16 protein-coding genes are annotated in these 19,644 nt (G+C 51.1%); 15 read left to right on the top strand and 1 reads right to left on the bottom strand.

Features of this window, described 5'->3' with window-relative positions; translation table 11 throughout:
- Positions 1–1,344, top strand: coding sequence for a M20 family metallopeptidase (locus tag ABID13_RS09540; protein ID WP_082173887.1), 1,344 nt, complete (start codon positions 1–3; stop codon positions 1,342–1,344).
- 4 nt (positions 1,345–1,348) lie between these two features.
- Here the strand turns inward: ABID13_RS09540 and ABID13_RS09535 are convergent, their stop codons facing one another.
- Positions 1,349–3,157, bottom strand: a complete 1,809-nt coding sequence (locus ABID13_RS09535; RefSeq protein ID WP_007865750.1) for a sigma-54-dependent transcriptional regulator — start codon at positions 3,155–3,157, stop codon at positions 1,349–1,351.
- Positions 3,158–3,378: 221 nt separating this feature from the next.
- On the opposite strand from ABID13_RS09535, the gene ABID13_RS09530 reads away from it, so the two are divergent.
- From ABID13_RS09530 to ABID13_RS09465, 14 genes are all read left to right on the top strand, one after another.
- Positions 3,379–4,686 carry a four-carbon acid sugar kinase family protein gene (locus tag ABID13_RS09530; RefSeq protein ID WP_007865753.1) on the top strand — a complete coding sequence of 436 codons (1,308 nt, stop codon included), beginning with the start codon at positions 3,379–3,381 and terminating at the stop codon, positions 4,684–4,686.
- Complete coding sequence (locus ABID13_RS09525; RefSeq protein WP_007865756.1) at positions 4,680–5,843, top strand: iron-containing alcohol dehydrogenase; 1,164 nt, start codon at positions 4,680–4,682, stop codon at positions 5,841–5,843. The genes ABID13_RS09530 and ABID13_RS09525 overlap by 7 nt, the downstream gene beginning before the upstream one ends.
- Positions 5,844–5,897: 54 nt before the next feature.
- Positions 5,898–6,800, top strand: a complete 903-nt coding sequence (gene dapA / locus ABID13_RS09520; RefSeq protein ID WP_007865759.1) for a 4-hydroxy-tetrahydrodipicolinate synthase — start codon at positions 5,898–5,900, stop codon at positions 6,798–6,800.
- 35 nt (positions 6,801–6,835) lie between these two features.
- Entirely contained in the window at positions 6,836–7,861 is a 1,026-nt protein-coding gene (gene pdxA, locus ABID13_RS09515; RefSeq protein ID WP_195415987.1) for a 4-hydroxythreonine-4-phosphate dehydrogenase PdxA, read from the top strand.
- Positions 7,862–7,877: 16 nt separating this feature from the next.
- Positions 7,878–8,999 (top strand): TAXI family TRAP transporter solute-binding subunit, encoded by a 1,122-nt coding sequence (locus ABID13_RS09510; protein WP_007865769.1) that lies wholly within the window; start codon positions 7,878–7,880, stop codon positions 8,997–8,999.
- Positions 9,000–9,030: 31 nt separating this feature from the next.
- Complete coding sequence (locus tag ABID13_RS09505; protein WP_045092396.1) at positions 9,031–10,944, top strand: TRAP transporter permease; 1,914 nt, start codon at positions 9,031–9,033, stop codon at positions 10,942–10,944.
- Positions 10,945–10,958: 14 nt separating this feature from the next.
- A complete protein-coding gene (locus ABID13_RS09500) occupies positions 10,959–11,702 on the top strand; it encodes an SDR family NAD(P)-dependent oxidoreductase (protein ID WP_048930121.1) in 744 nt (247 codons plus the stop codon).
- Between the two features lie 11 nt (positions 11,703–11,713).
- The gene (locus tag ABID13_RS09495) at positions 11,714–12,166 is read left to right on the top strand and encodes a NanQ anomerase/TabA/YiaL family protein (protein WP_045092397.1); all 453 of its coding nucleotides are present in this window, start codon (positions 11,714–11,716) and stop codon (positions 12,164–12,166) included.
- Positions 12,167–12,197: 31 nt separating this feature from the next.
- Entirely contained in the window at positions 12,198–13,727 is a 1,530-nt protein-coding gene (locus tag ABID13_RS09490; RefSeq protein ID WP_117450355.1) for an FAD-binding protein, read from the top strand.
- A 129-nt stretch (positions 13,728–13,856) separates the two neighbouring features.
- A complete protein-coding gene (locus ABID13_RS09485; protein ID WP_048930024.1) occupies positions 13,857–14,780 on the top strand; it encodes a sugar phosphate nucleotidyltransferase in 924 nt (307 codons plus the stop codon).
- A 185-nt stretch (positions 14,781–14,965) separates the two neighbouring features.
- Positions 14,966–15,565 (top strand): spore protease YyaC, encoded by a 600-nt coding sequence (yyaC, locus tag ABID13_RS09480; RefSeq protein WP_048930023.1) that lies wholly within the window; start codon positions 14,966–14,968, stop codon positions 15,563–15,565.
- Between the two features lie 59 nt (positions 15,566–15,624).
- Positions 15,625–17,088 (top strand): LysM peptidoglycan-binding domain-containing protein, encoded by a 1,464-nt coding sequence (locus tag ABID13_RS09475; RefSeq protein WP_045092414.1) that lies wholly within the window; start codon positions 15,625–15,627, stop codon positions 17,086–17,088.
- A 117-nt stretch (positions 17,089–17,205) separates the two neighbouring features.
- Entirely contained in the window at positions 17,206–18,495 is a 1,290-nt protein-coding gene (locus tag ABID13_RS09470; protein WP_045092415.1) for a DUF5711 family protein, read from the top strand.
- 27 nt (positions 18,496–18,522) lie between these two features.
- Positions 18,523–19,467, top strand: a complete 945-nt coding sequence (locus ABID13_RS09465; RefSeq protein ID WP_048930022.1) for an ROK family glucokinase — start codon at positions 18,523–18,525, stop codon at positions 19,465–19,467.
- Positions 19,468–19,644 lie beyond the last annotated feature (177 nt).

The raw sequence follows: 19,644 nt of genomic DNA, 5'->3' as shown, positions 1-19,644 counted from the left end.
ATGGAAGCAGAAGAGTTGGAAGAAGAACGGGAAGGGAAAGAACAGAAAGGGAAAGAACAGAAAGGGAAAGAACAGAAAGGGAAAGAACAGAAAGGGAAAGAACAGAAAGGGAAAGAACAGAAAGGGAAAGAACAGGAAACAGGCAGGCAGAAGTTAAACCGGGAAGCCTGGGAGCTTACCAGGCAGCTGGTGGAGATAGACAGTTCCGATCCCGGAGCCTATGAAGGCGCCATTGAAAAATGGATTTTCCGGTGGCTTGAGCAGAGGATCGGGGAGTATGCCGGGGACCTGGCGGACCAGATCAGGCTGGAGGAATCTGAGGTGCTTCCCGGACGGTTTAATATAATGGCCCGCATACCGGGCAGGGAACCGGGCCCGGGTCTGATCTACATATGCCATATGGATACGGTGATGCTGGGAGATGGGTGGAATGCGGATACACCGGCCCTGGGAGCGGTGGTGAAGGAAAGACGTCTTTACGGCAGGGGGGCCTGCGATATGAAATCCGGCCTGGCCTGCGCCCTGACTGCATTTTCACAGGCAGTCAGACTTGGAGGAGAGACCGGACAGCTTCCAAAGCGTTCCTTTGCCTTTATAGGGACTGTGGATGAGGAGGATTTTATGCGCGGGGTGGAGACCGCCATCAGGGAAGGCTGGGTACACAGGGATGACTGGATCCTGGACACGGAGCCAACGGATGGGCAGATCCAGGTGGCCCACAAGGGCCGGACCTGGTTTGAACTTACCATGGACGGGATCACGGCCCATGCCAGCAATCCATGGAAGGGAGCGGATGCCATCGCGGCCATGGCCGAGGCGGTGAGCTTTATACGCAAGTCCATAGCGGGCTGTCCGTCCCATGCAGACCTTGGAAACTCTACCGTGACCTTTGGCCAGATAACCGGAGGATACCGTCCCTATGTGGTGCCGGATTCCTGTAAGGTGTGGATCGATATGAGGCTGGTGCCGCCCACGGATACCCGGGCGGCAGAAGCGATTATAAAACAGGCCATAGACCTGGCGCAAAAGGAGGTTCCCGGAGTAAAGGGGCATTATATCATAACAGGGGACCGGCCCTACGTGGAAAAGGATAATGGATCTCTGCTCCTGGAATTGCTGAAAAAAACATGCGATCAAGTCACAGGCAAAGATACGGTGATTGGTTCTTTTAATGGTTATACGGACACGGCAGTGATCGCCGGCACCCTGGGCAGCCATAACTGCATGTCCTATGGGCCTGGAAGCCTGGAACTGGCCCACAAGCCCAATGAGTTCGTGCCGTATGAGGATGTGTGCAGGTGCCGGGAGGTGCTGTGGCATCTGGCTGAAAACGCGGTGTTTTAGCAGATCATGACCGTTCCTGATTTCGGTTCATGTATCTCCACAGGGTGGTCCTGCTGATCCCCAGCTGTTTGGCGGCCGCGCTTTGGTTGCCGTTGTGCCTGGACAGCACCTGACTGATTATATCACAGGTAATCTCGTCCAGAGTGCGGTCCACATCCAGACCTGTATGACGGGTCTTTGCTGGCTGGCTGCTGCCGGCAGAAGAGGAGGCCTTTTCTTTTTCTAATAAGTTCCTGACATCCCGGGCGCTTATATAGGGCGTGGAGGTAATGACCGCCAGTTCGTTGACCACCCGCTTAAACTGAGTATAATTATAAGGCCAGTCATATGCCTCAAGCAATGCCATTGCCTCAGACTCAAACCCAATGATCTGCCGGGCCAGCTCCACGTTCAGGTTGCCAAGGTACAAACTGGAGATGGTGGGAAGCTCCTCGGCCCGTTCCCGCAGAGGCGGCAGATGGATGGTCATGCAGGAGAGGAGATTGACAAATTCCCTGGCAGCAGACGGCAGGGCTGTCTGGCTGGCGCTGACACAGGAGAATATGAGCCGGTTCCGCTTGTCCAGATTCATGTCCAGTATGATGGACAAAAGCTGTTTACGCCGTTCCGTGGGAAGTTCTTCAATATTTCTAAAGTAAATCGTATTGCTGTCGTCATTTAGAGGTGAATTGTAGTGATTGGTTAAAAAGCCCCAGCTTTTATCATTCACAAGGCTGCAATTAATGGCGATCAGTGGATTGTGCTGCAGTGCGCTCTGGGCGTAGATGGCCCGGGCAATCTGCTCCTTGCCTGTACCCTCCTCACCGGATATCATAACAGGAAAACTGCTCTGGCTGATCTGCTCCACCGTGCTTCTCAGGCCCTGCATGGAGCCGGTGATGCTGTAAAAACTGTTGTAGAAATGCTGCTCAGCCTCTCTTTTATTTGAAAACAGTATGCCATATTTGCTGGTGGCCATAGGCACCTTGGTGGATGAGACGTAAAATACAACATACCGGTGCAGGGGTTTTTCAATTACACGGCTGTTTATGGAGAAAAGGTTGCCGTCTATGTTGCGGAAAGCCTTGTAGTTATCCCCGTTCAGGGTTTCCGGTATCTCCCTGCGAAGAATGTCGGTGATTTCAGAGCCATCATTGTCCCAGGTGGTGAAATAAAGGTTTTGCTTTTCGTCAAATACAAATGTATCGGAATTTTCCCCCCGGATGATCTCGCCTAAAAGGGAGTTCTCTTCCTTAATATTGGCATAGCTGATACACAGCTTATATGCCTGGTCAAAGGCATTCTCAATGCTCTCGCTTCCTGAGGTGATCAGGATGGAGTTGAGGCCCAGCTTTTTGGCAGTGGTGTTGGCGATCATGTCACACAGGATCATGCGGCAGCCGTTTTTCTTTAAATCCCGCAGGGTGGCCTCCACCTCGCTTTCGCTGTGGATGGTAACAATGTCCAGTTTATACTGGAGCAGGTCGCAGAGCAGATGCGCGCTGCCTGTAATGCCGGGAAATCCCACAACTGCATATTTGTCAGAATAGTTTTCCGCCAGCTTCATGGCTCTCAGGATATCATATACGGACAGGCTGATTTCGATGACGGGTATGTGGGTAACCTTTCCGATCATCTCCGCTGTGCCTCCGCGGGATATGATCACATCATAGTTTGCCTGAGTATACTTCTGTGCAATATCAACCCCTTTCTTTAAATCTCCCACATAGACATCCAGATCCATCTGCGGCCTCTTTCTGGCCAGTTTTTCCATTATAGTTTTCATGGCCTCATAAGGGGCGATTCCAAGGACTTTGATCTTGGGCGAATCCATATGCAACACCTCCACTGTTTCTGTTTGAAACAATTGTAACATATTTGAACACTTAAGTCCAGACGAAAAGAAATGATGTTTCAAAAATATACAAAAAAGTACATGGGACCAGTTGAAAATCCTCTGATTATTTAGTAAACTGAAACAGAACTAAGAAAAAGCTAAAAGACAGAAACGATATGTTCATATATGTAACATAAAAGGAGACGGGTGGTGATTGAGTGATAACCTTACTGATAATAGCAGATGATTTTACAGGTGCCCTGGATACAGGAGTGCAGTTTGCAGCAGCAGGTGCAGGTGTCAGGGTGGTCACGGATATCAGGTATGACTACAGGAAGTCGCAGCCGGGTGTCAGGGTCCTGGTCATGGATGCGGAGACACGGCATCTTGACGGCAGGGAGGCATATGAAGTAGTATGGAATATCACGAAACGGGCCATGGCCTGCGGAGTGCCCTTTATCTATAAGAAGACGGACTCGGCCTTAAGAGGGAATATTGGCAGTGAACTCACAGCCCTGCTGGATGCATCGGGACAGGACAGCCTTCCGTTTATACCTGCGTTTCCCCAGATGGGGAGAATCACAAGGGAAGGTGTTCATTATATAAACAATATCCCGGTAAAGGACAGCGTATTTGGGCGGGATCCCTTTGAGCCGGTGACCTGTTCGTTTATACCGGATATCATCCACCAGCAGAGCAATATACAGGTGGAAGTGATGAGGGAAGAGGATGACAAAAGGGGTATGGACCGGATGGAGACTGCCCGGGAACCAAACAGGGGACAGCAATCTAAAATAGTGGTGTATGATGCCCAGTCACAGGAAAGCCTGATAACAGCTGCCTCTGACCTGTACCGTAAAGGCTGTCTGTCAATCATGGCCGGCTGTGCGGGATTTGCATCCGTACTCCCCAAGCTTTTGGGATTGGAGGGCGGGGAATCACATGTACCTGAATTCATATCCCGCTTCCTGGTGGTTTGCGGCAGTGTGAATCCCATTACAAAGAGCCAGCTGGATTATGCGCAGGCTCATGGGTTTACGAGAATCCGTCTGACCCCGCGTCAGAAGCTGGACAGGGGGTATTGGGACTCGGAGGAAGGCCAGGGGACCTTAAGACGGTGGATGCTGCGCTGCCAGATCGAGAGCCGGTGCATTCTGGACAGCAATGATCCCGATGGTACGGATGAAACCTTGGAATATGCCAGGAAGAAGGGCATCAGCCTGGAGGAAGTGAGGACCAGGATCGCAGATGCCATGGGTTTTGTTTTGGGGAATATGGTGGAACGGGGGCTTAACAGTACGCTTCTGATAACGGGGGGCGACACGCTGATGGGATTTATGAATCAGATAAAGGTCTGTGAGATGGAACCGGTGTGCGAAATGGCTCCCGGAACCGTGCTTTCACGCTTTAGGATCAGCGATCATATGTATCAGGCTATATCCAAGTCGGGCGGCTTTGGCTCTGAGGATTTGCTGGTACAGCTGGCGGATACCATATTGGATAAGAAGGAGAGAGCATTATGTTAACACAGTATACATTAAAAATGCCCCATGGGGTATACAGCGGCCGGGGCGCCCTGGACCACGTGAAAGAGATCGTGGGAAAATGCGCAACAAAGGTGACGGTGTTCAGCGACCAGGGGATCATCGGAGCAGGCCTCCTTGAAAAGCCGTTATCCCTTATAAAGGAAGCGGGAGTGGAATATTCGGTTCTGGACGGACTTCCGGCAGAACCTGACTGCGACCAGGCACAGGCGGTTATTAATAGGTTTAAGGCTGAGAAATCTGATTTTATTGTGGCAGTGGGCGGAGGAAGCGTAATGGATATTGCAAAGCTTGCCTCTGTGCTTGCCACAGACGCATATACGGTGAGGGATCTGCTGGATAACCCCGGGCTTGCAGGTAAATGCGTTCCCACTCTTATGATACCGACCACGGCCGGCACAGGCTCGGAGGCCACGCCCAACAGCATTGTGGCCGTGCCTGAAAAAGAGCTGAAGGTAGGAATTGTCAATGATGCAATGATTGCCGACTACGTGATCCTGGACGGGGAGATGATCAGACATCTCCCAAGAAAGATCGCGGCGGCCACGGGAGTGGATGCCCTGGCCCATGGGATTGAGTGTTACACTTCCAATAAGGCAAACCCATTCAGCGATACCTTTGCCCTGGAGGCCCTGGACCTCATATTCAATCATATTGAGAGGGCCTGTGACGACCCCGATGCCCTGGATGCCAAGAACGCCATGCTGATCGCCGCATTTTACGCAGGGGCAGCCATCACAGCTTCGGGAACAACGGCCGTACATGCATTGTCCTATCCCCTGGGAGGCAAGTACCACATCCCCCATGGCGTATCCAATGCCATGCTGCTTACTCCGGTAATGAAGTTTAATGAACCTGCGTGCAGGGAACGTCTGGCAGCTGTCTATGACCGGGTGGCAAAGGGCGGACGGGAATCCGGATTGCCGCCGGAAGAAAAATCCGCCTGGATCATTAGACGCCTGGATGAGATCGTAAAACATCTGGAAATACCAAACAGCTTGAAAGAATACGGGATCGGGGATGAGGATCTGGATGTTCTGGTGGAAGCGGGAATGGATGTAAAGCGGCTTCTGGTAAACAATATGCGGGAAGTGACTGCGGAGGATGCAAGAAAACTGTATCTGGAGATCATGCGGTAAACATGGATAAATCAGCAGTTACGGATCTTAGCAAAAGGAGGAGAGGAAGAGAAAATGAAAAAAGTAGAGATTAGGGGAATCATCCCGCCGATCATAACTCCCATGAATGAGGACGAGACCATTAACGAAGGGGAACTGAGAAATCAGGTCAACCGTCAGATCAATGGAGGAGTACACGGACTGTTTCCCTTTGGGACAAACGGAGAAGGATACATACTAAGTGAGGCGGAAAAGGAACAGGTGCTGAGTATTGTAATCGATGAGACAAAAGGACGTGTCCCTGTCTATGCGGGAACAGGATGCATCAGTACCAGGGATACCATCCGCCAGTCCGGGATGGCCAAGTCTCTTGGCGCGGACGTGCTCTCCATCATTACCCCGTCATTTGCAGCCGCTTCCCAGAATGAACTGTATGAGCACTACAAGGCAGTGGCGGAGGCGGTGGATATGCCCATCGTACTCTACAATATCCCTGCAAGAACCGGTAATTCCCTGGCTCCGGCCACGGTAGCCCGTCTGAGTAAAATAGAAAATATTGTGGGAGCCAAGGACAGCTCAGGAAACTTTGACAATATGCTCCAGTACATAGAACAGACCCGTGAGAGCGGCGATTTTGCAGTCCTTTCCGGCAATGATTCCCTCATACTCTGGAATCTCCTGGCAGGAGGCGCAGGCGGTATCGCAGGCTGCGCAAATGTATTTCCGGAGGTGATGGCATCTATCTATGATTCCTTTGCGGCAGGAGATCTGGAAGGCGCCAGAAAGGCGCAGGACAGCATCCGGTCCTTCCGCGCGTGCTTTAAGTACGGCAATCCCAACACCATTGTGAAGACGGCTGTAGCCCTTCTTGGATATCCGGTGGGAAAATGCCGTGCGCCCTTTAACCAGGTTCCGGAAGAGGGAATTGAGGCATTAAAGAAAGTCCTGGCTGAAAACCACGAGAAAGGAATGTGCTGATGGAGATGGAGGAACGTCTGATCATAGGAATTACCATGGGCGATCCGGCCAGCATAGGGCCGGAAATAACGGTAAAAGCCCTGTCTTTAGAGGAGATATACCACAAGTGCCGTCCTCTGGTCATTGGGGATGCCAATGTAATGGAGGCAGCGGTCCGTATTGTGGGAAAAGACGGAATTAAGATCCACCCTGTACACTCGGTGGATGAAGCGCTGTTTGAACCGGGTACCATAGATGTATATGATATGGGCCTGGTAGATATGGACCAGCTGGAACGGGGAAAGGTTTCCGCCATGGCAGGGGAGGCTGCATTCCGCTATGTGGAAAAGGTGATCCAGATGGCTCTGGCAGGCGAGGTTGACGGTACTGTCACCAATGCGTTCAGCAAGGAGGCTATTAACCTGGCCGGTCATCATTATTCGGGGCATACGGAAGTGTACGCCGATATGACGGGAACAAAGAAATACACCATGATGCTTGCCCACGAGAATATGAGGGTGGTGCACGTTTCCACCCATGTGTCTTTGCGGGAGGCATGCGAACGGGTAAAGAAGGACCGGGTGCTGGAAGTGATCCGTATTGCATATCAGGCATGCAGGAATCTGGGCATCCAACAGCCTAAGATCGGTGTCGCGGGGCTCAATCCCCACAGCGGTGAGAATGGCCTTTTTGGCAGGGAAGAGATAGAAGAGATCATCCCCGCAATTGAGGCAGCCAATGGGGAGGGGATTTTCGCAGAGGGGCCGGTTCCGCCGGACACGGTTTTTTCAAAAGCCAGAGGAGGCTGGTATGATATGGTGGTGGCCATGTACCACGACCAGGGGCATATCCCCCTCAAGGTGGTAGGATTTGTATATAATCAGGAGCAGCAGAAATGGGATGCTGTTGCAGGCGTCAATATCACGCTGGGACTTCCCATTGTGAGAGCCAGTGTGGATCACGGAACTGCCTTTGACCAGGCTGGCCAGGGTGTGGCAAATGAGTTGAGTCTGATGAATGCCATTGACTATGGCATCCGTCTTTCAAAAAGCAACAGGGAAAAAACTGTCAAAAAACAATAAACGGAGGGATAAGTACATGAAAAAAACAGTGAAGAAATTATTGGCATTGAGTATGGCTGCTGTTATGGCAGCGGGGCTGGCAGGCTGTTCCGGTTCCGCAGAGACAACAACTGCGGCGGATTCCAAGGCGGAAACACAGGCGGAGGCAAAGACGGAGGCACAGGCTGGCGGAGGTGAAAGCCAGGCGGGCGGCGCTTACACGGTTACAGATCCGGTTGAGATCACATTTGCGACCCAGGATGTAGGAACAACCGCATATGTATATGCGTCCACCATGGCCAATCTTTTTTCAGATGCATTTCCAAGCAGTTCCGTCATAGATGTGACCACCACATCTCCGGGCGGTGTGGGATCTCCGGTCATTCTTGAGAATAAACAGTGTAATGTGACCATCAGCAATGGTGCTCCCGCAAAGTGGGCGGCTGAGACAGGCATTCTCGGAAATCCTCCCACAGAGAGCGTCAGGGGGCTGGCAGGCGGTCTGGATAAGGCCATCCTCAATGTGATCTTTACCCAGTCATTTGTTGACAAGACCGGTATTACCACGGTTGAAGAACTGGTTGCCCAGAAGTATCCGGTCCGCATTGCAGTTAAATCCTCCGGAGCATTCGGAGAGCTGGCCTGCAATAAAGTGTTTGAAGTACTTGGCGTAAGCTATGAGGATATTGAGTCATGGGGCGGAAGCGTTACACAGACCGGTTCCGATGCAATCGTCAGCCTGTTAAAGGATGGAAAGGCAGATATGACAATTGACCACATTGCTCCGGGACAGTCCGCCACATCCGAACTTTGTATGACGGCGAAGATGTATTTCCCGCAGTTAAGTGACGATACTCTGGAGAAGCTGACCAAAGAGGGGTTTGATTATACCGTGATTCCGGCCGGAACATGGTCGGGGCAGGAAACGGAAATCAAAACAGTCGGTTCACCCCAGGTCATACTTGTGTCTGCTGATCTGGATGACGCCATTGTCTACACCATGACAAAAGCCCTGTGTGAGAACACACAGACGCTGGTTAACGCAAGCGCTGCCCTGGAGGCATTTGACCCAGAGACAGCCTGGGAGCCGATCAAGCTGGGAGCTCCGATCCATCCAGGCGCTGAAGCATATTACAGAGAAATGGGATACATGAAATAGATGAAATTTGTCTGACAGAAAGGGGCAAATTATGGAAAAAGTAAAAGTACCGCCTAAGAAAATGGCCTATATTGCGATCGGTACGGCCTGGATCCTGTTTCAGCTGTATCTGGCACTGGTGTCACCGCTTCATCCCATGCTGCAAAGCCCGGTCCACCTGATGTTTGCGCTGTTTATTGTGTTTCTCAATAATCCGGCCGACAAAAAGTCCAAAAAACCTTGGATGAAGGTTTTTGATATCCCGATCTATGCAGGTATTGTTTTTATCCTGTATTATGTGATCGCCAATACTGCACGCCTGACATCCCGCGTGCAGTATGTATCACCTGTTACCATGATTGACAAGATTGCCATGGTAGTGTGTATTATCATACTTTTGGAAGCGGTCAGAAGAACACTGGGAACCATTTTGTTTGGGTTTATCCTGTTTTTCATTGTTTATTTCTGGTTTGGAAAATATTTTCCATCCATCTTCCGGTTTAAGGGAACCAACATGCAGCAGTTTACGGAGTTGATGACCATGGGTTCCAGCGGTATTTACGGCACGCCATTGTACACTTCGGCCAGCAGCTTATTCTACTTTATGCTTTTTGGAGTATTCTTCTCCGAGTGCGGAGGCGGACAGCTCCTCATAGATATGGGTATGAAGGTTTCAAAGAACGGCACGGGAGGTCCTGCAAAGGCTGCTGTTATCTCCTCCGGACTGATGGGGATGATTTCCGGAAGTGCGGTTGCCAATGTGGCAACCACCGGTGTCATGACAATTCCCATGATGAAGAAGATCGGCTATGAGCCGCATCAGGCCGGCGCCATTGAGGCGGTTGCATCCACCGGAGGGCAGATCATGCCTCCCATCATGGGTGTGGGCGCTTTCATCATGGCGGAAATGCTGGGCGTTCCGTATAAGACCATTGCATTTGCCGCATTGATTCCAGCCATCGCCTATTTTATGTCGGTGTTCCTTCTGGTCACATTCATGGCGGATAAAAAGAGCATGGTTGACGGGGCGCAGAAGGCGGAGGCGATCCAGACAGAGAAGATCCTTCCCAGGCTGTATCAGCTGATTCCCGCCATTGTGCTGGTGTATTTTATGGTTTCGGGCGCTTCCCTGATGAGAAGCGGAATGATGGGCATTTTTACCTGCCTGATCATAAATGTTGCAAGCAAATTCGTTTTAGACGGCAGGTATTGCGTCAGCCTTAAAAAACTGGGTGAAACTGCGCTTCAGGGCGTAAAACAGGCCTCTGAGATCGCAGTCCCCACGGCAGCATGCGGAATTATTATCGGTGTTGTGATCCAGTCAGGTCTGGCTACCAAGGTTTCCAAACTTATCGCCAATGTGGGTTCCACCTATCTGATCGTAGCGCTTTTGATCACAATGCTGGGGTGTATGCTTTTGGGTATGGCCCTCCCCACAGTGGCTGCCTATCTGGTGGCAAATGTTCTCTTTGTGCCAACCCTGATCGGATTGGATATCCAGCCATTACAGGCTAACATGTTTGTATTCTACTTTGGCATTATGGCCCAGATCACACCGCCGGTTTGTGTGGCTTCGTTTACAGCGGCCGGTATAGCGGGGGCGGATTCCATGAAGACGGGCCTCACGGGGTTCGCATATGCCCTTGTGGCATTCCTTGTACCATTTATTTTCATTTACGATCCGTCCATATTGCTAATTGGCACACCCCTTGAGATCGTTAAGGGAACCCTGATCCTGTTCCTGGGAACCTACCTGCTGGCCTCGGGAATGGCCGGATTCTTCCTGGTACCGCTGAACCGGATAGAGAGGACCATCCTGCTTGCATCTGCAATCCTCATCATCCTTCCGGAGACAATAACGGATATCATAGGTATTGTAGTGGCAGTGGCATTTTTTGTGATCTGTTCGGCAAAAAAACGGAAATTCTACAGCAACAAACGAGAAGAAAATAAAGTCGTGGCGTGATGGAGAAGATGGACATGCTAAAAGGAAAAACAGCCATAGTTACTGGCTCCAGCAAAGGGATCGGCCGGGAAATAGCCCTTGCCCTGGCTGAAAATGGCGCTGATCTGGTGATCAACGGCAATAACCAGGAGCAGCTGGAACATGTAAAGGCACAGATAGAGACCCTGGGTTCAAGATGCCGTGTTGTGAGAGGGGATATCTCTGACAGCAACACGGCTGCCAGGCTTGCGGCTGCCTGTATGGAAGCATTTGGGAAAATAGACATACTGGTAAACAATGCAGGTGTAAACAGCAGGATCCCCTTTCTTGAATTGACGGAAGAAGAATGGCGCAGGATGATGGGGATTAATCTGGATGGTGTGTTTTACTGCTGTAAGGCTGTACTCCCCCACATGGTGCATCAGCAGTCGGGAACCATCATTAATATATCATCCACGGCCAGCAAAACGGCTCATGCCAATGCGTCCATATGTTACGGGGCATCCAAGGCAGCGGTCAACTCCATGACACAAAAGCTTGCATATGAAATGGGACCCCACCATATCCGGGTAAACGGCATATGTCCGGGACCCATTGAGACGGATATGTCGCTGCAGTGGACGGAGGAATACAGGAAAAATGTTGTAAAAAAAATTCCGCTGGGTCTGTTGGGAACAACTAAAAATGTAGCGGATGTGGCGGTTTTCCTGGCCTCCGATATGGCCGGATTCATTAATGGGGAGACGATCAACGTAAACGGCGGAAGCTACATGAATTAAAGGACGATCATATGGTAATTGACAAAATAGAAAACATATTATTTTATAAGCCCATGATTCCTGCTCTTGAAGCAGGAATCGCGGCAGTTAAGGCAATTGAAAAGCTGGAGCCCGGAAAATACAGATTTGACGGGGGATATTTTAATATACAGAAGGGTGAAACAAAGCCCATGAATGAGGGCACCTTTGAGGCACACCGCAGATATATCGATGTGCAGATCCTTGCAAAAGGATGCGAGGAAGTGGCTTGGGCCGATGTGGGGGATCTTAAGACCGTGATCCCATACGACAGGGAAAAGGATGCGGAACGTTTGTCCGGGGATACAAAGAACCATATACGTGTGGACCAGGGGATGTTTTATATCGCATTTCCCCATGACGGGCACAAACCGGTATCCCACACAGATGAGCCCCATTCTTTTACCAAGATCATTATAAAGATACCCGTACCAGAGCGTGTTTAGGCATATTCTGGCGGATAAAATGGAGGTAGTTATGGCAAAAAAGCATGACGTTATCATTGTGGGCATGGGGCTTGCATCCCTGGCAACAGCGGCCAGGCTCTGGGAGCTGGGGGTAAAGGATATTGGAATCTATACCACTGCCTATGGCGGAACCCCTTTTATTGCGGCAATCAATTTTGTCCTGCCGGATAACCCGTATAATGATACCACGGAACAATACAACGATGATATGATCCATGCGGGCTATGGGATCAACAACCGCAGGCTTGTAAAAGAGATGACCGACAGTACCATGGAGGGATATAACCTTCTGCGCAGATGGGGAGTGGAATTTGCCAGTAATGCGGACGGCACTACAAAGCTGAGACATCTGTCAGGGCATACTTATCCCAGATCCCTGTGCTGCACAACCCAGCTGATCGGTGTGGAGATGGTTAAGAAGCTGGTGGACGGACTGGAGGAAAAAGGGATCCCTGTACATATGAATCATGAATGCCTTCATGTTCTGACTGAGGACGGTCATGTGTGCGGCATTACCGTGAAAAATCCGGATGGAGATATTGAAAATGTGTATGCTCCCATTGTGGTGGCAGGCTGGGGAGGCGTTGGGAACCTGTTTGGTGTTTCCACCTATCCGGGTGACATTAAGGGGAATACCCTTGCCATTGCAAAAGAGGCCGGAGCCAAGCTGGTGGATATTGAATTCCTGGAATATGAGCCCATGGTGGTAATGAGCCCGCCGGGAGCAGTGGGAGAACCATGTCCCACCGCCATGCTGGGCGAAGGCGCGCATCTGCTCAATTCAAAAGGAGAGCGCTTCATGTTAAAGGTGAGGCCTCAGGGAGAAGGCGGTTCACCAAAGACCCTGATCAACAAACAGATCTGGAAGGAAGTGGATGCGGGCAGAGGCACACCTCACGGCGGAGCGTGGGCGGACCTGCGCCATATTGACAGGGAAGTGCTGAAAGCATATCCCTGGTTCTTTAACCGTCTGATGGATAACGGAGTGGACCCCAATGAGGAGCTGGTTGAGGTGGGACCCATGGCCCATAGTTTTTCCGGGGGTATTATGGTGGATGAACATTATGAATCCACGGTGCCCGGGTTCTACGCGGTGGGAGAAGCCTGCGGCGGCGTTCACGGAGCCTGCCGGTGCGCGGGCAATGCAGCCAGCCAGGCAACCTTATCCGGCCTTTTGTGTGCACAGGCCATTGCAGAATCAGGTGATTTCCCGGCCCGGGAGGCAGCTGTCCATGAACTTCCGGCAGAATATGCCAGGGATACAGATGTATATGGCAGATTTGTCCCGGAAGCTAAGGAAATCGCTGTGAAAGCCCTGGGGATCTACCGCAGGGGGGAGACACTGGAGCAGGCCCGGATACGTCTGGATGAGATGCTGGCCGATGAAGAGATAAAGAAAGATACACAGGCATGGCAGGTGGTGCAGTCCATCCGTCTTATGGTGGAGGCCGCGTGGAACAGGAAGGAGAGCCGTGGAACCCACATGAGACTGGATTACCCTGAATCGGCAGAAGAGTTTGAAAAGGAGTTTTCCATATAGATGCTTAGATGGTATGGCCGGACCGATTGTCCGGTCATATATATTTGGTATGACCGGGCATGTATGTTTTGATTTTTTCCGACAATTGTGCTATTATGTAACCAGTTTATATCAAAGGAGAAAAAAAGAATGAAAGAGACTGCGCTGGTCATTATGGCTGCCGGCATTGGAAGCCGGTTCGGGGGAGGAATCAAGCAGCTGGAGCCCGTTGGACCGGGAGGAGAGATCATCATGGATTATTCCATCCATGATGCAATGGAAGCCGGATTTAATAAGGTCATATTCATTATCAGGAAAGACCTGGAAAAGGATTTTAAGGAAGTGATCGGAAACCGGATCGAGAAGGTGGTGCCGGTGGAATATGCATATCAGGAGCTGGATGCCCTTCCGGACGGCTATGAGGTGACACCGGGACGCACCAAGCCATGGGGAACCGGACAGGCTGTGCTGGTGGCAAAGGGACTGGTGGACGGTCCGTTCCTTGTGATCAATGCGGATGATTATTATGGCAGGGAAGGCTTTAAGAAGATCCATGATTATATGGTAAATGATATGGACACAAAAGCCGGTGTCTATGATCTGTGCATGGGCGGCTTTGTCCTTTCCAATACCCTTAGCGACAATGGCACCGTGACCAGAGGGGTATGCCAGGTGGATGACAGCCATATCCTTAAGACGGTGAATGAAACCTATAATATCAGAATGACGGAAGACGGACTTCAGGCAACGGATGAACAGGGGAATCCTGTCCGGATCAGTCCGGACCAGCCGGTTTCCATGAACATGTGGGGTATTCCGGCAAGCTTTTTGGACGAGCTGGAAAAAGGCTTTCCACGGTTTCTGGACAGCTTAAAGGAAGGCGATGTAAAGTCGGAGTACCTGCTTCCAAGAATTATTGATGACCTGGTACAGTCCGGGCGTGCCAGGGTGACGGTTCTCGACACCCCCGACAAGTGGTTCGGAGTGACCTACAAGGAGGATAAGCAGGCGGTTGTGGACGCTGTCAGGAAACTGATCGATGCGGGAGTATATAAAGAAAAGTTATATGATTAAGGTAACAGTTCAGAAGATTTCTATTATTAAGAGCACGCGGATGATGTCAATCCATGTGCTCTTTTTTTATGCATAATTTCAAAACCCCAAGCCTATACTATAAAAACAGCCCGTATCAACCGGAACATTTTCAAATACGTTCCAGGGCACGACATTATAATGAGTTTTGGGTGGACAACTTGGATATGAAATTATGGAAGACATTCAGCATACAAAAACGGGAAGATATTGCCTATTACAATACCCAGTCAGAGTTTGAGACAGAGCAGTTTGCAAGGCATCTCAACTGCCTCATCTGTCAGGAGATGGAGGCAAAGGGGAAAGACGGAGTTATGTTTCTGTGTATCGGTACAGACCGGTCAACAGGCGACAGCCTGGGACCGCTGGTCGGCCATAAACTGAGGGGAAGACGCCTGAAAGGGGCTGCAGTCATCGGTACACTGGATAAACCGGTCCATGCAATGAATCTGGACCTGTACGCAAGATATATAAGGCTTCACTATCCGGATTACGTGATCGTGGCCATTGATGCTTCCGTGGGCAGCCCGGACCATGTGGGTTACGCCACCCTGGGACGGGGAGCGCTGCAGCCCGGTCTGGGCGTATCCAAGGAACTGGAGGCAGTGGGGGATATTGCCATTACTGGGATCGTGGGAGGAGCCGGAAGCCGGGATCCCGTGATGCTGCAGAGCGTGCGCCTGTCCATTGTGATGAAGATGGCGGACTGCATTTGCGAAGGAATCTGCCTTGTCGAACGATTATGGGAAAATGCCGCCATAATATGACAGAAACTGCACATGGAATCTGCTATGCTTGTACAGATTAAAGACAGCGGGGTGATTCTATGGGAGAATTATATGAACCCTTTCCCAAGCTGCCGAAAAATATTCGGCAGATAGGGGAACGGGACCAGGTTTTAAAGTTATATTTGGAAGACTATGTGAATACTTATTTAAAACGCCTCCAGCCGGCCAAGGGGGCTGATCTGCGTGTGGGTCTGCTCCTTGGAAGCAGGGAAACCCATGAGGACACGCCCTATGTATTTGTGGACGGCGCCCTGGAAATGGATTCCGTCACCGAGGAAGGCGAAAAGGTTGTATTTACCGAGGATGCCTGGAAAAAGGCATACCAGGATGTGGAGCAGATGTTCCCGAAGAGGACTGTACAGGGATGGTTCCTGTGCGGAGGTCCGGGCTGTACCTTAAGTCCCCTTAATTACTGGCGCCAGCACAGCCAGTACTTCACAGGCAAGAACCAGCTGATGTACCTCAACTGCGGCCTGGAAGGAGAAGAATCAGTTTACATAACATCATCCGATGGCTTTTACAAGCTTCGTGGATACAGTGTATATTATGAACGCAACCAGATGATGCAGGATTATATGATACAGCGCAAGGATGCGCCCAGGGCGGAAACAGAGGTAAACGACAAGGTGATCCGTGATTTTAAGCAGCGCATGGACGAGCGCAAGCATGAGGTGGGACGTCACAGAAGCACCGTGGGCGTATTATCCGGCCTTTGCAGCGCCCTTGCGGTCACTGTTTTGGCAGGCGGTGTTGCCATGTTTAATAATTATCAGAAAATGCACCAGATGGAGAGTGTGATCGCCTCTGTGATGCCCGATGGAAGTGTTAAGGACGGGCTTTTGGCATCCTCCGGAAAACGGCCGGGAATTGCGGAAAATTCTTCAGGCAAAGGATGGTCCGCGGTGGACGAGCCGGACTATGTGATCGAGGAAGCAGCCGGCAAGGTCTATCCAACCACCGCTCCTGCGGCGGAAAGTGGAAAAGAACAGTCCTCTGAAGTGAAACCGGAAACCATGCCCGCGGCAGAGACTAGCGCCCTTGACGGCACGGCCGGAGGAGAAGCTGAAAGAGAGGCGGCAGGAGCGGCTAAAACAGAAGACGCCGGAGGGACGTCAGCCGGGTCAGGAACGACCGAAACAAAAGCGGCCGGAACAGAGAACTCCGGGACAGGGACAGACGGAACAAAGGCAGAGGGGACAACGGCAGCCGCAGGAGATGGAAGCGGTCAGGCTTCCTCCGGCCAGGCCGATCCTGCAAAACCGTCCGGTGACACATCCCCCACAGAGGAAACAACCCTTCCTCCCACCGGAGGCAGAGACGGATCCGCCGAAACCGTGTCCGCTGTCAACTACAGTGTGTACACAGTGGCGGACGGAGAGACATTGTACGGCATTTGTTTTAAGCTGTATCATAACCTGAAACATATTGACGAGATCTGCCGGGTAAATGCCCTGACGGATGAAAACAGCATCTATGCAGGCCAGAAGCTGCTTGTCCCTTAAACTTAATCCATTTCACAAAGGGGAAAGTCCGTCATCCGGAAAAAGATAATGCGTTTTGCCAAAAATTGTTGTATACTATTGCATATATGCGATAGTGGATTGTTGGGAGAACGTAAGATGGGCAGTACCAGTTCAATGAGCCGAGAAAATAAAAAAAAGCAGTTAAAGCGACAGATTGTTCCTCCAAACAGCCGGCACCAGGAAGAGGAAGACAGCCGAGAGATCGTCCATAAGGCCCATAAGCGTGTGGTACGGAAGCGGCTGGCCATATTTTTGGTGCTGGTTATTCTTGCGGCAATTGCAGCCTTAGTGCTGTTCAGATATGACAGGTATCACCAGTTTACGGATTACCAGGTCATATGGGAAAAGAATCTTACCAGCGAGGCCCAGGAAGCCGCCGTGCAGGGAGAGGGCAGCTTTTGCGCGTACAGGGACTATGGAGATGGTGTGTTAAAATACACCAAGGATGGAGCATCCTATATTGATGCCCAGGGCAAGGTGGTCTGGATCCAGAGCTATGAGATGAAGTCACCGGTGGTTTCCATCAATGGAGAGTATGTTGCCATTGGCGACCAGCAGGGCAATAGTATCTACATATGCAATAAGAGCGGCAAGGTGGGACAGGCCACCACCCTGCTCCCCATCCTCCGGGTGACTGTGTCGGCAAAGGGTGTGGTGGCAGCCCTGCAGGAGGATTCCAAGGCCAGCTACATTTATCTTTATAAAAAAGATGGAAGTACCCTTGACCTCAGTATCAAGTCTCTGTTGTCCGGTGACGGCTATCCTGTGGATATGAGCCTGTCACCCAACGGAACTCAGCTGATCACCTCTTACATGTATCTGGACCAGGGGATCATTAAGTGTAAGATTGTGTTTTATAACTTTGGACTGGGTAAGAATGATCCCAGACGAGTGGTGGGGATCTTCTTTCCCCAGGATCTTGGCGATGCAATGGCAGGAAGGGTCAGATTCCTGGACGAGAGCCATGCCGTGATATTCACGGACAAGGGCATGCAGCTTTTCTCCACCCGTGTGGAGACATCGCCGGAATCCGTGAAGCAGATTCCCATAGAGGAGAATATCCGCAGCATTGCCTATACGGAGGAATATGTGGGACTTGTGACAGATAATGTGGAGGGCGGAGATCCCTATTCCCTGAAGATTTTTGACAAGGAGGGAAATCCTGTATTTGACCGTACCTTTAATTACCAATACACTGGATTTGACATAGACGGAGGGCTTGTACTGTTGTATAATGACAGTTCCTGCAAGGTGTTTAATATGACAGGAACGGAAAAATATAACGGGACCTTTGAGTTTACGGTGTCCAAGGTATCGGCCGGCAGGTTTCCGGGAACCCTCCTGGTCATGGGACCGCAGATGATGATGGAAATAAAACTGCAATAATTAATAAACGGAAAGGATGTATGTACCATGGGGATGAAGTGTATCGGAGTTGACATTGGAGGCACATCTGTAAAGATCGGTCTGTTTGAGGTGACCGGTGAACTGCTTGACAAGTGGGAGGTAAAGACCCGCAAGGAAGACGGGGGATCCCAGATCCTTCCGGACGTGGCTGCCTCCATCCGAGAAAAGATGAAGGAACACGGGCTGGACCTTAAGGCAGACCTGGCAGGCGTGGGAATGGGAGTCCCAGGCCCTGTGCTTCCCGATGGATATGTGGAAGTCTGTGTGAACCTGGGATGGCATGATCTGAACCCTCAGGAGGAACTGAGCAGACTTCTGGATGGGATTCCGGTAAAGAGCGGCAATGATGCAAATGTGGCTGCCCTGGGCGAGATGTGGCAGGGAGGCGGCAAGGGCTACAGCGACCTTGTTATGCTGACACTGGGGACAGGCGTGGGCGGAGCTGTTATCATTGACCAGAAGATCATCGCAGGCAAGCACGGCCTGGGCGGCGAGATCGGACATATCCATGTCCGGGATGAGGAGTGGGAACACTGTAACTGCGGCGGCGTGGGATGTGTGGAGCAGATCTGCTCCGCCACGGGAATCGCCAGGGAGGCAAGGCGCAAGATGGCTGCCAGCGAAAAGCCCTCCCAGCTGCGCGGGTTTGGCGACTCCGTGACAGCCAAGAATGTGCTGGATGCCGCCAAGGAGGGCGATGAACTGGCCATGGAGGTGATGGAGGTGGTAGGCCGTTATCTGGGCCTGGCGCTGTCCATGGCAGTCATGACAGTGGATCCGGAGATCTTTGTTATTGGAGGCGGTGTCTCCAAAGCGGGACAGTTCCTGATCGATGTTGTGCAGAAGCATTATGACCACTTTACGCACATTTCCAAACATAAGGGAAAGCTGGGCCTGGCTACACTGGGCAATGATGCGGGAATCTATGGAGCCGCAAGGCTGATCCTGTAAGTGGGATGTGTGGAGCGGTACGGGACAGGGTATTGTATGGGACAATAATATAGAATAACATAAAAGAGGCAGACCGCCGGTTGCGATTGAAACCGGGGGGCTGCCTCTTTTTATGATTAAGTAAAATGTCATGAATAAATCATCCCCGCCCTCTTTCATCTTGTGCATTTAAATGTT

It is taken from the genome of Enterocloster citroniae (assembly GCF_040545455.1).
GTDB lineage: Bacteria > Bacillota > Clostridia > Lachnospirales > Lachnospiraceae > Enterocloster > Enterocloster citroniae.
The sequence above is the reverse complement of the archived record's forward strand: the minus strand, read 5'-3'. Positions and strand labels throughout refer to the sequence as shown.

Coding starts and splice junctions, on each gene's coding strand:
- ABID13_RS09540 (WP_082173887.1), top strand. CDS start 1: ATGGAAGCAGAAGAGTTGGAAGAAGAACGGGAAGGGAAAGAACAGAAA.
- ABID13_RS09535 (WP_007865750.1), bottom strand. CDS start 3,157: ATGGATTCGCCCAAGATCAAAGTCCTTGGAATCGCCCCTTATGAGGCC.
- ABID13_RS09525 (WP_007865756.1), top strand. CDS start 4,680: ATGTTAACACAGTATACATTAAAAATGCCCCATGGGGTATACAGCGGC.
- dapA (WP_007865759.1), top strand. CDS start 5,898: ATGAAAAAAGTAGAGATTAGGGGAATCATCCCGCCGATCATAACTCCC.
- pdxA (WP_195415987.1), top strand. CDS start 6,836: ATGGGCGATCCGGCCAGCATAGGGCCGGAAATAACGGTAAAAGCCCTG.
- ABID13_RS09510 (WP_007865769.1), top strand. CDS start 7,878: ATGAAAAAAACAGTGAAGAAATTATTGGCATTGAGTATGGCTGCTGTT.
- ABID13_RS09505 (WP_045092396.1), top strand. CDS start 9,031: ATGGAAAAAGTAAAAGTACCGCCTAAGAAAATGGCCTATATTGCGATC.
- ABID13_RS09500 (WP_048930121.1), top strand. CDS start 10,959: ATGCTAAAAGGAAAAACAGCCATAGTTACTGGCTCCAGCAAAGGGATC.
- ABID13_RS09495 (WP_045092397.1), top strand. CDS start 11,714: ATGGTAATTGACAAAATAGAAAACATATTATTTTATAAGCCCATGATT.
- ABID13_RS09490 (WP_117450355.1), top strand. CDS start 12,198: ATGGCAAAAAAGCATGACGTTATCATTGTGGGCATGGGGCTTGCATCC.
- ABID13_RS09485 (WP_048930024.1), top strand. CDS start 13,857: ATGAAAGAGACTGCGCTGGTCATTATGGCTGCCGGCATTGGAAGCCGG.
- yyaC (WP_048930023.1), top strand. CDS start 14,966: ATGAAATTATGGAAGACATTCAGCATACAAAAACGGGAAGATATTGCC.
- ABID13_RS09475 (WP_045092414.1), top strand. CDS start 15,625: ATGGGAGAATTATATGAACCCTTTCCCAAGCTGCCGAAAAATATTCGG.
- ABID13_RS09470 (WP_045092415.1), top strand. CDS start 17,206: ATGGGCAGTACCAGTTCAATGAGCCGAGAAAATAAAAAAAAGCAGTTA.
- ABID13_RS09465 (WP_048930022.1), top strand. CDS start 18,523: ATGGGGATGAAGTGTATCGGAGTTGACATTGGAGGCACATCTGTAAAG.